Origin of the sequence: Bibersteinia trehalosi USDA-ARS-USMARC-188, from assembly GCF_000521725.1 — a bacterium.
GTDB lineage: Bacteria > Pseudomonadota > Gammaproteobacteria > Enterobacterales > Pasteurellaceae > Bibersteinia > Bibersteinia trehalosi.
In genome coordinates this window covers 1,017,442-1,032,210 of the sequence record NZ_CP006954.1, presented here as the reverse complement: position 1 = coordinate 1,032,210, position 14,769 = coordinate 1,017,442, and the positions used below count along the sequence as shown (strand labels likewise).

Genomic DNA, 14,769 nt, shown 5'->3' with positions numbered 1-14,769 from the left:
TGTTCTTAAGTGCCCACTTTCAATTCTTACCCAATCCTCAATTCACTTAGTGTCCTTCAAATGTCACTAAACTGAATGATTTCACACCCTGTTTTTCTAAACGTGCTGCACCACCTAACTCAGGCAGTTCAATTACAAAAGCAGCATCTTCTACTGTACCGCCCAAACGGCGAATTAAATTTACTGTCGCTTCTACTGTGCCGCCAGTGGCAAGTAGATCATCAATAACCAATACTTTATCACCTGCTTGAACCGCATCAATGTGCATTTCTAAGGTATCTTGACCGTATTCTAATTCATAAGACTGTGCAATCGTTTCACGGGGTAATTTTCTTGGCTTACGCACTAATTCAAAGGGTAATCCCAAGGCAAGCGCAACAGGTGCCCCAAAAATAAAGCCGCGAGATTCTGTACCCACGATTTTGGTAATGCCTTTATCTTTAAATTCAGCCACAATCGCATCAATAGATGCTTGGAAAGCCGCCGGAACTTCTAATAATGAAGTAATATCACGGAAAATAATTCCTGCTTGCGGATAATCAGGAATGGATTTAATTGAAGATTTAATCAAATCTAATTGGCTCATAAATTGACCTATTTTTATTAGTAAAAAACCGAAAGAATTTAGCAAAATTCCCAAAAATTACAAGTAAAAATCGCTGTTTTGCAAAAAATTTATGGTTTTTCACCGCTTGTTGTCTGCATTTTCACAATAAACTTTTTGGGCAGAATAAATAATGCGGGAATAACAGTGGCTGCCATTAATCCAAAACTTACCTGTGGTGAAACCAGATAAAGTTTACCCGCAATAAAGGTCAATGCGGCCATTGCCCCACAGTTTGCTACACTAAAATAGAGCGCTTGCAATTTTGCTGAATGAGCCATCGGTTGAGTAGCGATGTAACGGATCATCGCATAGTGTGAAATCCCAAATGTCGCCGTATGCAATAATTGAACTAAAACTAAGCAAGAAAACTCAACTGTACTTGCTAATAGCCCCCAACGAATCATTGCACCAGCAATTGCAACCAGCACTAATGTACGAATCCCCATATTGCCAAATAAACGTTTTGAGAAATAGAAAAATAATACTTCTGCTAAAACTGAGAGCCCCCAAAGCAAACTCGCCTGTTGGGTAGAAATGCCATTGCTCGTCCAATGCATTGTGCTGTAGGCATAATAAGCAGCGTGTGATGCCTGTACTAATGAAACCGCAATAATCATCCGCACTGTAGTACGATTAGAGAGCAATTGCCGATAACTAATTTCTTGGTGAGTCTGATTCTCCCTCACACTTTTAAATGTTTGACTTGGCTGAAAAGAGATGCCAATCCCAAGTAAAATCAGCCACAATGCTAAAATGGTGATAATCGCATCCTGCCCCGTCCATTCCAGCAAAAAGCCCGTTGAAACCGAGCTTACCACAAATGCAAGTGAACCAAATAATCGACTTTTACCATAATCCAACATATTTTGCTGTTGCCAATTTGCTGCAATCGTATCTGCAATTGGCATAGCACCTCCGTTTACAATATGGAAGAACGCGAGCAGAGGGACAAAAAACCAAATAGATGAAACACCCCATGCCATTCCTATCACAAGCACCACAGCACCCCATGTTAAAAAACGGCTCAACGGTAAAAGCTGATTAGGTTCTTTAATTTTTTTAGAAAAAAACATCGCACCAACTAAACGAAAGAGATACCCCAGCGCGATCAAGGTTCCTATGGTATCCACATTATATTGATGATGATTTAACCAAACCGGCAAAAATGGCACGAGTACACCAAATGCCGCATAAAAGCCAAAAAAGTTAAATGATGACCACTGAAAAGGTGTTAATTTCATAGCGATTTTTCCATTTCCTCTGCACGCAAAATTGCGGCATTCATTGCTTCCTCCACAAGCTTATCTAACTGATACTGTTCAAATACGGCTAGAGCTTGTGCTGTTGTTCCGCCTTTTGAGGTTACATTTTCCCGTAACTGAGATAATGGTAGCTCAGGATTTTCTTGCACCATCTTTGCGGCGCCTAATGCAACCGATTGAATCAATTCTCTCGCATCTTGCTGGCTAAACCCCATCGCCACGGCAGATTTTTGCATCGCTTCCATAAAACGAAAAAAATAGGCAGGGCTCGATCCTGTAATGGCAATGATTTGGTTAATTTGGCTCTCTTGTGTCACCCAATAACATTTCCCCACAGCATTCAGCAGGCTTTCAACAAACTGGCAAGCGCTTGAATTAACCGTTTTTTCTGCAAAAAGCCCCGTCATCCCTTCGCCAACTAACGCTGGCGTATTTGGCATTGCACGAATAATCTGGTTTGCTGTTGGTAACAATTGGGTTAAGCGTGCTACCGAAATGCCAGCTGCAATTGACAAGAGCCATTTTTCAGTAAAATCAATCTTAGCTAATTCTTCACAGACCTCCGCCATCACCTGCGGCTTTATGGCTAAAACCACACAATCTGCCCATTTGACGGCTTGACAATTCGAAAAAGCGATCTGCACCCCCAGTTGCTGTAATTCAGCCAATCTCGCCTGATTACTCTTATTACAAGCCGCGATCAAGTCTGCAGGATAGCCACTGCGAATAAGCCCTTTAATGATCGCAAACGCCATATTACCAGCCCCGATAAAGGCGATTTTTTTACTCAGCATAGTCTGTTCCTTTTGGTGAAATGGGTTTTACGGTAGAATAGTCGTTATTCTACGCCACACTTAAGGATTACCCAAATGTTCTGGTTCAAAAATATTATGATCTATCGCTTAACCAGCGCGTTAAATTTAAATCATAGCGAATTAGAAGCTCAACTTGTACCGCAAAAATTTAGCCCTTGCTCGCAACACGATTTGCAAAAATTTGGTTGGTTTGCACCGCTTGTAGGCAGTGAAATGCTGCATTTTTCGCAAGGCAACCAATTTCTACTTATTTCACATAAAGAAGAAAAAATATTGCCGGCTAATGTGATAAAAAAAACCTGTGAAGAGCGCATTGCCGTGTTAGAAGAAAAAGAACAACGTAAATTAAAGAAAACGGAAAAACAGGCAATTAAAGATGATGTGATAGCTACCCTACTGCCGCGCGCTTTTAGTAAACATCAATCAACCGCAATTTGGCTTGATTTGGACAACCAGCTTATTTATGTCGATGCGGGCTCAGCTAAACGTGCAGAAGCTACTTTAGCTCTACTGCGCAAATCACTCGGTTCATTACCTGTAGTGCCGTTGTCATTTGTATTAAGCCCAAGCGAAGTGATGACAAATTGGGTCGCCAAAGGCCATACACCTAGTTGGCTCACCCTACTTGAAGAAGCGGAATTAAAAGATTTCGAGAATGACAGTATTATCCGCTGTAAACGACAAGATTTAGAAAGCGAGGAGATCGCCAACCATTTACAAGCGGGTAAATTTATCACTAAACTGGCTATTGATTGGGAAACCCATTTTTCCTGCGTGCTCAATGAAGATGCGACCCTTACTCGCCTTAAATTTGCCGACGAAGTGCGGGAGAAAAATGATGACATTCTCAAAGAGGACAAAGCTCAACGCTTTGATGCTGATTTCTTGTTAATGACAGAAGAGTTACGCCTATTTAGCGCAAAATTAAGTAACGAATTTGGTGGAGTGAAACAGTAAATGCAAATCTACCTTGTCGGCGGGGCGGTACGAGACCAACTGCTTGGTTTACCAATTAAAGATCGTGATTGGCTGGTAGTAGGCGCAACCCCTACCGAACTGCTTGCTCTCGGCTATCAGCAAGTCGGCAATGACTTCCCTGTTTTTCTACACCCTAAAACAAAAGAAGAATATGCTCTCGCTCGCACTGAGCGAAAGAATGGCAAAGGCTATAATGGCTTCATTTGTGATTTTTCTCCTGAGATTACTTTAGAGCAGGATTTACTACGCCGTGATCTAACCATCAATGCTATTGCTCAAGATGAACATGGTACACTCTATGATCCATATCAGGGCGTCGCAGATTTAAAACAGCGTATATTACGCCACGTCTCTGCCGCATTTAGTGAAGACCCACTACGGGTTCTACGTGTCGCGCGTTTTGCTGCTCGGCTACATACCTTTGGGTTTAAGATTGCACCAGAGACACTCAAGCTTATGCGGCAAATCAGCGCATCTGGCGAATTAGAAAATCTCACACCGGAACGAGTTTGGCTAGAAACACAAAAAGCCTTTAATTGTGATAATCCGCAAGTTTATTTCCATATTTTACGCTTAGTTGGCGCATTAAAAGTATTATTCCCCGAGATCGATGCATTATTTGGTGTACCACAGCCAGAAAAACACCATCCTGAAATTGACAGTGGCTTACATACATTAATGGTTCTAGCTCAAGCAAAAAAGCTCTCTGCTAAAGCGACAGATTCTGAAAGTGTTTTATTTGCAGCCCTCTGCCACGATCTCGGTAAAGCACTTAGTCCTAAGGATAATCTGCCTCACCATTATGGGCATGAGGTGAATGGCATCACCCCCACAGTGAACCTTGCCAATCGCCTAAAAATTCCGAATCATTGCAAAGAATTTGCTCTATTGGTCACAGAATTTCACTCCCACTGCCACAAAATGACAGAGCTTCGACCTGAAACGGTGATTAAACTGTTCAATAAATTGGATGTATGGCGTAAACCCGAACGTTTTTTTGACTACCTCTTAGTTTGTGAGGCTGATAGTAAAGGGCGTTTAGGTTTTGAAGATCGTCCATACCCACAAGCTGAGCGAGCCAAATCCTATTATCATGCTGCAATGCAAGTTGATGTACAACAGGTCATTCAAGATGGTTTTGAAAAACAGGCTATCCGACAAGAATTAGATCGTCGCCGAATGTTAGCCATTAGGCAAACTAAAGCAGAGAATGAATAATTTGTATGCTTCACAACCACTAACAAGCGGTTGATTTACTAAGAAAATATGCAAAAGCCGAGTAAGCAACCTTACTCGGCTTTGTTTCATGCCAGATACTCGTTACTGCTTCGCCACAATCTCGCCATTTTCTACGTCAATCACCACCGCTTTATTCGGCAGTAGTTTTCCGCTGAGAATTTGGCTTGCCAATGGATTTTCCAGTTCTTGCTGAATCGCTCGTTTAAGCGGTCTTGCGCCAAAGAGTGGATCAAAGCCTGCTTCACCAATATGATCCAGTGCTGCATCGCTCACACTCACTTCGTAGCCTCGCTCCGCTAAGCGTTTAATTAAACGCGCCAATTGAATACGCGCGATTGAACGGATATGCTCTTTGCCTAAACTGTGGAACATCACGGTTTCATCAATACGGTTGATAAATTCTGGGCGGAAATGTTGTCCAACCACTTCCATCACCATCTCTTTCACCGCATCATAGCCTTTATGGGCGTTTTCTTGAATAAGATGTGAGCCTAAGTTAGAGGTCATAATCACCACCGTGTTGCGGAAATCCACCGTTCTACCCTGCCCATCGGTTAAACGCCCATCATCAAGCACTTGTAACAGAATGTTGAACACATCAGGGTGAGCTTTTTCCACTTCATCAAGCAGAATCACCGAATATGGACGGCGGCGAACCGCTTCGGTGAGATAGCCCCCTTCTTCATAGCCCACATAACCCGGAGGCGCACCTACCAAGCGAGAAACGCTGTGTTTTTCCATAAATTCCGACATATCAATGCGAACCATCGCATCTTCACTATCAAACAAGAAATTGGCGAGCGTTTTAGAAAGCTCGGTTTTCCCCACACCAGTCGGCCCTAAAAAGAGGAATGAACCAATCGGGCGATTTGGATCTGAAAGCCCTGCTCGGCTACGGCGAATGGCATTTGCCACCGCATCTACCGCTTCATTTTGCCCAATGACACGTGCGTGTAACACCGTTTCCATTTGTAGCAATTTCTCTTTTTCGCCTTCCATCATTTTGGCAACAGGAATACCCGTTGCACGAGAAAGCACTTCGGCAATTTCTTCATCGGTTACTTTGGTGCGTAGCAGTTGGTTTTCTGCATTTTTTTCGCCATTTTCTACCGCTTGCAGCTGTTTTTCCAAGTTTGGAATCACACCGTATTGCAATTCCGACATTTTTGCCAAATCGCCTTCACGGCGTGCTTGCTCCATTTTAATACGCGCATTTTCCAGCTCTTCTTTGATATGCTGCGTGCCGTGCACTGCGGATTTCTCTGCTTTCCAAACCTCTTCTAATTCCGCGTATTCACGCTCTTTTTCGGCAAGCTCGGTATTAAGTTTCTCTAAACGCTGACGGCTTGCCTCATCATCTTCTTTTTGCAGTGCTTGTTGCTCTAATTTAAGCTGAATAATACGGCGATCTAATCTGTCTAGCGGTTCTGGTTTAGAATCAATTTCCATACGTAAACTACTTGCCGCTTCATCAATTAAATCAATCGCTTTATCCGGCAACTGGCGGTCTGAAATATAGCGGTGTGAAAGGGTTGCCGCTGCTACGATAGCAGGGTCGGTAATTTGTACGTGGTGATGGATTTCATAACGCTCTTTCAAACCACGCAAAATCGCAATAGTATCTTCCACACTCGGCTCATCCACCAACACTTTTTGGAAACGGCGTTCTAATGCCGCATCTTTTTCAATATATTGGCGATATTCATCTAACGTAGTTGCCCCCACACAGTGTAATTCGCCACGCGCAAGGCTTGGTTTGAGCAAGTTACCTGCGTCCATCGCTCCATCGGTTTTACCTGCCCCCACCATTGTGTGAATTTCATCAATAAACAGAATGATTGAGCCTTCTTCTTTGCTGATTTCATTCAATACCGCTTTCAAACGCTCTTCAAACTCGCCACGATATTTCGCCCCAGCAATCAATGCCCCCATATCCAAAGAAAGCACTTTTTTATGTTTCAACCCTTCCGGCACTTCACCATTCACAATGCGTTGTGCCAAACCTTCCACAATCGCCGTTTTCCCCACACCCGGTTCACCAATTAACACGGGATTGTTTTTGGTACGGCGTTGTAACACTTGAATGGTACGGCGAATCTCTTCATCACGACCAATAACAGGATCTAATTTGCCATTTCTTGCTCGTTCGGTTAAATCAATCGTATATTTACTTAACGCTTGACGAGTCTCTTCTGCATTTTGGCTATTCACTTTTTCTCCTCCCCGAATTTGGTTAATCGCTTGTTCAACGTTGGCTTTACTTAGCCCTAAATTTTTCAATAATTTGCCTAAATCGCCACTATCGTCCAATGCCGCAAGTACAAACAATTCAGAGGAAATAAAACTATCGCCCATCTGTTGTGCCAGTTTATCGCATTGATTTAATAGACGAATTAAGGCTTGAGAGGGCTGCGTGGTTGCCCCTTGTACTTTCGGTAAACGGTTGATAAGGTTTTCCAACTCATTTTGTAATTGCGCAGGCGATACACCAAGTGTGGTAACAAGCGGTGAAATTGAACCATCATTTTGCAAAAGTAAACTTTGCATCAAATGCACTGGCTCGATGTAATTGTGATCACGCCCTACTGCCAAAGATTGGGCGCTAGCAATGGCTTCTTGAAATTTGGAAGTGAATTTATCAATGTTCATCATTTACTCCTAAAATCGTTATTCAGCCTTATGCTGAATTTCAACGAGAACATAAATGGAGTTTAGAGAGGAAATTTCAAGCATTTTTTGTAAAAATTTCTTTACAGCCTAAAAACCTCGACCCATTGAGGGTTCAGATCGCTAATATTTCCAATGCAAATCTAACAAGTTGAGCTAATAGATTATCAGCAAAAAATTAAGCTTAAAAATAAACAAAAAGAAGTGAAAATGAATCGATAATTGGCAACTTTATGCCAATTATCCTTTGAATAGATGATTTATAGAAAGCCCTTAGAGGCAAGTAGAAAATAAGAATCTCTAAAATACGAAAACTAGCATCTCTGCTTCAGAAAACAGTTTCACACGCCGAGCTCTAAACTCGGCATAAGTTTAGAGAACGTATCCCTATGAGTCATGATCAATCCGACTCGAAACCGCATTCTGCTGATTTTTATATTTTGCGTCTTTACGAGCATTATATGGACGTTCAGCATAGCCACTTAAAATTTCAAAACTTAATGCACCAATCGCCATATTAGGCCGTAATGCCAAAGGTAACTTACCTGCATTAAAAAATTCCAGTACAATTTTGCCTTCCCAACCGGGATCAATGCGGTGTGCCGTAACATGCACCATTAAGCCAAGACGGGCTAAAGAAGAACGCCCATCTAACCAGCCTACAATGTTGGCAGGTAATTTAACACTTTCTAAAGTAGTAGCTAAAGCAAGTTCCCCTGGGTGTAAGAAAAACGCGTCACCTTCTGCGATAATAATTTCTTCACTCATCACGCGCTCAAGCTGTGCAGACATTTCTTCTCTAGGACCACTTAAATCAATATATGGCGTTGAGTGCTCGCGAAACACTCTAAAAGAGTTGCCTAAACGCACATCAATAGTTGCGCCATTAATTTTTTCATTTGAAGGACGAGGCGTTAAGCTGATAATGCCTTTATCTAAGTAACGCTCAATATCGCTATCACATAAACGCATAACTATTCCTATTTTTTACCAAGTAACTCTTTAATTTGTGCTTTAAGAATATTAATGGCTACACGATTTTTACCACCTCGTGGCACCACAATATCCGCGTACTGTTTCGAAGGCTGCACAAACTGTAAAAACATTGGGCGAACGGTAGTTCGATACTGATTAAGCACTGATTCTAATGTACGTCCACGCTCTTCCATATCCCGTTGTAAACGACGAATAAAACAGATATCTAATGGCGCATCAACAAAAATAGACATATCAATTTCATTACGAATATGTTCATCTGTAAGCAACAAAATCCCTTCCAGAATAATCACTTTTTTCGGAGAAAAGTAAGTGACTGTTGCTTTGCGATTATGCTCAGCGTAATCATATTCTGGAATCTCAACCGACTGCCCCTGCTTTAACTGCTTTAAATGTTGGACTAATAATGCGTGATCCATAGAATTAGGGTGATCGTAATTGGTTTTTATCCGTTCTTCCATCACCATGTGGGATTGATCTTTATAATAAGCATCCTCAGAAATAATCCCTATATCTTCCTGACCTAATTCTGCTTTTAATTCCTTATAGATTGTCGATGCAATTAAACTCTTACCGGATGCGGATGCACCTGCAATCGCAATAACAATGCAGGATTTTTCTGTTGGATTAGACATATTTACCCCAAGCTGACTAGAATGCTATATTATAACGTAAAATACTCAAATTTTTCATCCTTTTAACGTTCTCGGAGCAATTTATGCATTCATTCTTACACGGTTTTGTGGTCTGCTTTGGGCTGATTGTTTCAATTGGCGCACAAAATGCTTTTTTACTCAAACAAGGTATCCTCAAGCAGCACGTATTTTGGGTTGCATTTATCTGTTTTTTCTGCGATGTAGTGCTGATGACATTGGGGGTTTTAGGGCTTGGTTCTATCATTGCACAGTCACCATTATCTAGCTTAATACTCGCTCTAGTTGGCGCTATTTTTCTTTTTACTTATGGCAGTCGTTCATTTATTGCCGCCTATCGAGGGATTGGCGCACTCCAAGCTGAACAAGGCAGAAAAGTTAGTTTGAAACGAGCAATAGCTATTACTCTCGCAATTACACTACTTAATCCACATGTATATATTGATACTGTTGTTATTGTCGGTGGAATTGGAGGAACTTTAACTTTAGAGCAAAAAATCCAATTTTTAAGTGGTGCTCTGATCTGCTCTTTTCTCTGGTTTTTTGGTGTAGGTTATGGCGCAGGACTATTATCTGGCTATTTTGCACAACGACGCACATGGCAAATTTTAGATGCTATTACAGGCTTAATTATGTATGCCATTGCATTGAGTTTATTACTCTATGCCATAGATCTTGGGTATAAATTATCATAATTAAGCTATCGGAATACGCTAAATAAACAGAAATTTTTCCGGATGTTCAATTCTAATTAAATGTCATTACTAAAAAAGAGTTCCCTACTTACCGTGAGCAGGGAACTCTTTTAAAAAGGTTTACTAAAGTTAGCGATGTGGTTAGATTGTACGCTTAACTTCAACCACTTCAAAGACCTCAATTTGGTCGCCGACTTTTACATCGTTATAGTTTTTCACGCCAATACCACATTCCATACCATTACGTACCTCTGATACGTCATCTTTGAAACGGCGCAGCGATTCTAATTCCCCTTCAAAGATAACCACGTTATCACGTAATACACGGATTGGATTATTACGTTTAACCACCCCTTCTGTTACCATACAACCTGCTATCGCGCCAAATTTCGGATGGCGGAATACATCACGTACTTCTGCCAAGCCAATAATTTCTTGTTTAAACTCAGGTTGTAGCATACCGCTCATTGCCGCTTTAATTTCATTGAGCAATTCGTAGATGATTGAATAGTAACGTAAATCAATGTTTTCTGTTTCAATCACACGGCGAGCGGTTGCATCGGCACGCACGTTAAAGCCAAGAATAATTGCACTTGATGCAGCTGCAAGGGTTGCATCAGTTTCGGTGATACCACCTACACCAGAACCCACTACTTTCACTTTCACTTCATCGGTTGAAAGTTCGTGTAATGATTGAACAATCGCTTCCACCGAGCCTTGTACGTCTGCTTTCACAATAACATTCAATTCCGCTACATCGCCTTCAGCCATATTGCTAAACATATTTTCCAGTTTCGCTTTTTGCTGACGAGCTAATTTCACTTCACGGAATTTACCTTGACGATACAATGCAACTTCACGAGCTTTCTTCTCATCACGTACCACAGTTGCTTCATCACCTGCCGCTGGCACACCTGATAGACCTAATACTTCCACAGGGATAGAAGGGCCTGCTGATTCAATGTCTTTACCATTTTCATCACGCATCGCACGCACACGACCATATTCAAAGCCACAAAGCACGATGTCGCCTTTGTTTAGCGTACCTGATTGAACCAAGATAGTTGCTACAGGACCACGACCTTTATCTAAGTAAGATTCAATCACGACACCACTTGCCATACCATCTTTCACTGCGGTTAATTCAAGCACTTCAGATTGCAGGATAATCGCTTCTAATAAGTCATCAATCCCCATCCCCTTTTTCGCAGAAACAGGAACAAATTGCACATCACCACCAAATTTCTCCGAAATGACATCGTGTTGTAATAACTCTTGTTCTACACGCTCTGGATTAGCTTCTGGCTTATCAATTTTGTTTACTGCAACCACTAATGGCGCCCCTGCCGCTTTTGCGTGCTGAATCGCTTCAATAGTTTGTGGCATCACACCATCGTCCGCTGCAACCACAAGTACTACAATATCCGTTGCTTTCGCACCACGCGCACGCATAGAAGTAAAGGCTGCGTGTCCCGGTGTATCTAAGAAGGTAATCATCTTACCATCATCAGTTTCCACATGGTATGCACCGATGTGCTGAGTAATGCCGCCTGCTTCACCAGCCGCCACTTTCGCTTTACGGATATAGTCAAGCAATGAAGTTTTACCATGGTCAACGTGTCCCATAATAGTAACTACTGGCGCACGAGTCACTTTTTCTGCCGCAGTATCACGATCACCTAATACCGCTTCTTCCAACTCATTTTCTTTGCGTAAGATGACAGTGTACCCCATCTCTTCTGCAACAAGCTGTGCGGTTTCTTGGTCAATCACTTGGTTGATGGTGACCATTTCTCCCATTTTCATCATTGTTTTGATCACTTCGGTGGCTTTCACAGCCATTTTTTCCGCAAGATCTTTTACGCTGATAGTTTCACCAATGACTACATCAGATTTTGCAACTTGTACCGGTTTTGTGAACGCTTGCTGTAATGCAGAACCTTTTTTGCCCTGCTTACCTTTACCTTTGGCATCTTTACTATTACGACGGTCATTACGCTCATTACGCTCTTCATCTCGTCCGCCTTTTTTGCCTTTCGCATTCGCTTTATTACCGCCACGGTTACGGTTATTTTCACTACGGCGATCTGAATCACGATCCGCTTCACGTGCATAACTAGAACTAAAACGCTCATCTTCAAAATCATCATTATCTTCGATAATGGTTTCTTCACGCTCTTGTTCTGCTAAAAGGCGAGCATTTTCAGCCGCTCGTTTTGCTTCCATCTCGGCTTTTTCACGAGCTAATTCTTCTTGCTTACGGCGTAATTCAGCTTCTTCTTTTCTTTTTGCTTCTTTCTCTGCATCAACTGCTTTTTCAGCTTTCATAGCGGCTGCTTTCGCTTTTTCTTCTGCTGCTTTCTTAGCTTGAGCCTCTGCTGCGGCTTTTTCTGCTTGCGCTTTTGCCTCAGCTTCCGCTTTCAATTTTGCTTCAAGCGCTGCTTTTTTGGCTGCTTCAGTATCCACTTTACGTGATTTACGTACTTCTACCTGTACTTCTTTTGACTTACCGCCCGCGGTCGTGCCGCTTACTGTCGTTTTAGTACGACGCTGTAAACTCAGTTTCTTTGGTGCTTCTGTTTTAATCTCTTCACTCATAATTCTTCCCCTATTTAACTGAACCAGCAAATTTGACGTGCGGCCATAATTAATTCGCCCGCTTGTTCAGCTGTTAATTCTTCAATGTCTGCAAGATCATCAACACCTTGTTCTGCCAATGCTTCAAGGGTGGTAATCTGTTTTTCTGCAAGTTTTAGCGCGATGTGGCGTTCCATCCCCTCTAAATTGAGCAAGCGCTCCTCAATATGCGCCTGTTTTAACGCTTCTTCTTCGGCTAACAGTTGTTGCGTTAATACATTTTTCGCGCGGGTTTGTAACTCTTCCACCAAATCTTCATCTTCTAAACCATCAATCGCAGTAAGTTCAGCCATTGGAACATAAGCTAACTCTTCTAGACTACTAAAGCCTTCTTCAATTAAGATTTGCGCAAATTCTTCATCGATCTCTAAGCTCGAAACAAAAAGATTGATCACTTTATTGTCTTCTTCTTGATGCTTCTGATCTAAATCAGTGGTCGTCATCACATTTAATGTCCAACCAGTTAATTGAGTTGCAAGACGTACGTTTTGACCATTACGACCGATTGCTTGGGCTAACGCTGATGGCTCAACTGCAATATCCATAGAATGATTATCTTCATCTACCACAATAGAACTTACATCTGCTGGAGCCATCGCATTGATTACGAATTGTGCAGGATTATCATCCCAAAGTACGATATCAACTCGCTCACCACCTAATTCATTGCTGATCGCTTGCACTCGTGCTCCGCGCATACCTACGCAAGCACCAACAGGATCAATACGTTTATCATGGGTTTTCACTGCCAGTTTAGCGCGGCTTCCTGGATCACGAGCAGCACCTTTTATTTCAATCACGCCTTCGCCAATTTCTGGTACTTCTAACTCAAATAATTTTTGTAACATGATCGGTTTTGCACGAGTGATGAAAAGCTGTGGCCCTTTTGACTCAGGCTTAATCGCATACAACACCCCACGAATACGGTCTCCTGGGCGGAAGTTTTCGCGCGGAAGCATATCTTCACGCACAATGATAGCTTCCGCTTTGATCGTAGCATCTTTTTTACCCGGCAATTCTAAAATAATGCTATCACGGCTTACTTTTTTTACCGTACCAAGCACAATATTACCTTCTTCACTACGGAATTCATCAATGACTTTATTACGCTCTGCCTCACGGATTTTAGTACTAATCACCTGACGAGCGGTTTGCATAGTGATACGATCGAAGGCGATCGATTCAATTTCATCTTCAATAAAATCACCTAACTGAATGCTTGGATCTTCATACTGTGCGGCTTCCAAGCTAATTTCACGTGTTTGATTGTGAACATTTTCTACCACTAGCCAACGACGAAAAGTGGTAAATTCACCTGTTTTACGATCAATAACGACTCGCACGTCAATATCAATACCTTTCGCTGTTTTTACATCTTCACGCTCATTGGCTGCTTTTTTCTTGGTTGAAATTGCTAATGCCGTTTCTAAGGCTTCGAAAATTGCATCTTTTGGTAGCAGTTTTTCATTGGATACCGCTTCAGCGGCAAGTAAAATCTCTTTGCTCATTTGAGAAAATTTCCTTTTGATAATATTCTTCACCCTGCTTATGGCAAGCGGGGCATTTTTCATGATTTTTTACAATTAAAAATTAAATACCGGCACAAGGTTAGCTTTCTGGATATTACCGAATGCAAACGCCTGTTCGTTACCTTCTACTTTTAAGGTTACTGTATCACCATTGACACTTACAATCTCACCTTGCCATTTACGACGATCAGACATTGGAATACGTAGATGAACCACCACTTCTCTTCCAATAAAACGCTCATAATGCGCTAGCGTAAAAAGCGGGCGATCAAGTCCTGGTGAAGAGACCTCCAAATTATATTTATCACTAATTGGATCTTCTACATCTAAAATCGCACTTACTTGACGGCTAACATCACTACAATCATCAATAGTTACGCCACCTTCTTTATCAATATATAAACGCACTGTTGAGAAACGGCCCGCTCGCTGGCATTCTACCCCAACGAGTTCGAATCCCATTGATTCAATCGTGCCTTGCACGAGTTCTTGTAATTTTTGTTCCAAGGTTGCCAAAGCATTCCTCCCATTTTTTAGATATAAAAAAAGGACTTAATTAAGTCCTCTTAAAAAACAAAGTTGACTCTGGGATTATTGTAGAGACGTATAATACTCAACCCAAATTATCTCGTCGAAGTGGGCGTATAATATATGCCCTACAATAATCCATCGCCGCAAAAAAGCCCCAAAC

The 14,769-nt window shown here is 41.8% G+C and carries 12 protein-coding genes; 3 read left to right on the top strand and 9 right to left on the bottom strand.

The window, feature by feature from the left end:
• Nucleotides 1-46 precede the first annotated feature (46 nt).
• The 3 genes from apt to proC form a co-directional block, all read right to left on the bottom strand.
• A complete protein-coding gene (apt, locus tag F542_RS04885) occupies nt 47-586 on the bottom strand; it encodes an adenine phosphoribosyltransferase (protein ID WP_025267013.1) in 540 nt (179 codons plus the stop codon).
• A gap of 89 nt (nt 587-675) precedes the next feature.
• Nucleotides 676-1,848: a 3-phenylpropionate MFS transporter gene (locus F542_RS04880; protein ID WP_015432627.1), complete on the bottom strand. Its 1,173-nt coding sequence runs from the start codon at nt 1,846-1,848 to the stop codon at nt 676-678.
• Nucleotides 1,845-2,663: a pyrroline-5-carboxylate reductase gene (proC, locus tag F542_RS04875; RefSeq protein ID WP_015432628.1), complete on the bottom strand. Its 819-nt coding sequence runs from the start codon at nt 2,661-2,663 to the stop codon at nt 1,845-1,847. Before proC ends, F542_RS04880 begins: the two co-directional genes overlap by 4 nt.
• Before the next feature lie 75 nt (nt 2,664-2,738).
• Here proC and rdgC point away from each other — a divergent pair, with 75 nt between their 5' ends.
• Together rdgC and F542_RS04865 are read left to right on the top strand one after the other, a co-directional pair.
• Nucleotides 2,739-3,641: a recombination-associated protein RdgC gene (gene rdgC, locus F542_RS04870; protein WP_015432629.1), complete on the top strand. Its 903-nt coding sequence runs from the start codon at nt 2,739-2,741 to the stop codon at nt 3,639-3,641.
• Nucleotides 3,642-4,880, top strand: coding sequence for a multifunctional CCA addition/repair protein (locus tag F542_RS04865; protein ID WP_015432630.1), 1,239 nt, complete (start codon nt 3,642-3,644; stop codon nt 4,878-4,880).
• A gap of 102 nt (nt 4,881-4,982) precedes the next feature.
• Here F542_RS04865 and clpB read toward each other — a convergent pair whose 3' ends face one another.
• The 3 genes from clpB to udk all read right to left on the bottom strand — a co-directional run bounded on the left by clpB (nt 4,983) and on the right by udk (nt 9,199).
• Nucleotides 4,983-7,550: an ATP-dependent chaperone ClpB gene (gene clpB, locus F542_RS04860; protein WP_025267012.1), complete on the bottom strand. Its 2,568-nt coding sequence runs from the start codon at nt 7,548-7,550 to the stop codon at nt 4,983-4,985.
• Between the two features lie 405 nt (nt 7,551-7,955).
• Entirely contained in the window at nt 7,956-8,540 is a 585-nt protein-coding gene (gene dcd, locus F542_RS04855) for a dCTP deaminase (protein ID WP_015432633.1), read from the bottom strand.
• 8 nt (nt 8,541-8,548) lie between these two features.
• The gene (udk, locus tag F542_RS04850) at nt 8,549-9,199 is read right to left on the bottom strand and encodes a uridine kinase (RefSeq protein ID WP_015432634.1); all 651 of its coding nucleotides are present in this window, start codon (nt 9,197-9,199) and stop codon (nt 8,549-8,551) included.
• A gap of 83 nt (nt 9,200-9,282) precedes the next feature.
• Here udk and F542_RS04845 point away from each other — a divergent pair, with 83 nt between their 5' ends.
• A complete protein-coding gene (locus F542_RS04845; RefSeq protein WP_015432635.1) occupies nt 9,283-9,912 on the top strand; it encodes a LysE/ArgO family amino acid transporter in 630 nt (209 codons plus the stop codon).
• A 141-nt stretch (nt 9,913-10,053) separates the two neighbouring features.
• On the opposite strand, the gene infB is transcribed toward F542_RS04845, so the two are convergent.
• The 3 genes from infB to rimP all read right to left on the bottom strand — a co-directional run bounded on the left by infB (nt 10,054) and on the right by rimP (nt 14,594).
• The gene (gene infB, locus F542_RS04840; protein WP_125134842.1) at nt 10,054-12,513 is read right to left on the bottom strand and encodes a translation initiation factor IF-2; all 2,460 of its coding nucleotides are present in this window, start codon (nt 12,511-12,513) and stop codon (nt 10,054-10,056) included.
• Nucleotides 12,514-12,524: 11 nt separating this feature from the next.
• A complete protein-coding gene (gene nusA / locus F542_RS04835; protein ID WP_015432637.1) occupies nt 12,525-14,057 on the bottom strand; it encodes a transcription termination factor NusA in 1,533 nt (510 codons plus the stop codon).
• A 75-nt stretch (nt 14,058-14,132) separates the two neighbouring features.
• Nucleotides 14,133-14,594 (bottom strand): ribosome maturation factor RimP, encoded by a 462-nt coding sequence (gene rimP / locus F542_RS04830; RefSeq protein ID WP_025267010.1) that lies wholly within the window; start codon nt 14,592-14,594, stop codon nt 14,133-14,135.
• Nucleotides 14,595-14,769: the final 175 nt, after the last annotated feature.

Coding starts and splice junctions, on each gene's coding strand:
- apt (WP_025267013.1), bottom strand. CDS start 586: ATGAGCCAATTAGATTTGATTAAATCTTCAATTAAATCCATTCCTGAT.
- F542_RS04880 (WP_015432627.1), bottom strand. CDS start 1,848: ATGAAATTAACACCTTTTCAGTGGTCATCATTTAACTTTTTTGGCTTT.
- proC (WP_015432628.1), bottom strand. CDS start 2,663: ATGCTGAGTAAAAAAATCGCCTTTATCGGGGCTGGTAATATGGCGTTT.
- rdgC (WP_015432629.1), top strand. CDS start 2,739: ATGTTCTGGTTCAAAAATATTATGATCTATCGCTTAACCAGCGCGTTA.
- F542_RS04865 (WP_015432630.1), top strand. CDS start 3,642: ATGCAAATCTACCTTGTCGGCGGGGCGGTACGAGACCAACTGCTTGGT.
- clpB (WP_025267012.1), bottom strand. CDS start 7,550: ATGAACATTGATAAATTCACTTCCAAATTTCAAGAAGCCATTGCTAGC.
- dcd (WP_015432633.1), bottom strand. CDS start 8,540: ATGCGTTTATGTGATAGCGATATTGAGCGTTACTTAGATAAAGGCATT.
- udk (WP_015432634.1), bottom strand. CDS start 9,199: ATGTCTAATCCAACAGAAAAATCCTGCATTGTTATTGCGATTGCAGGT.
- F542_RS04845 (WP_015432635.1), top strand. CDS start 9,283: ATGCATTCATTCTTACACGGTTTTGTGGTCTGCTTTGGGCTGATTGTT.
- nusA (WP_015432637.1), bottom strand. CDS start 14,057: ATGAGCAAAGAGATTTTACTTGCCGCTGAAGCGGTATCCAATGAAAAA.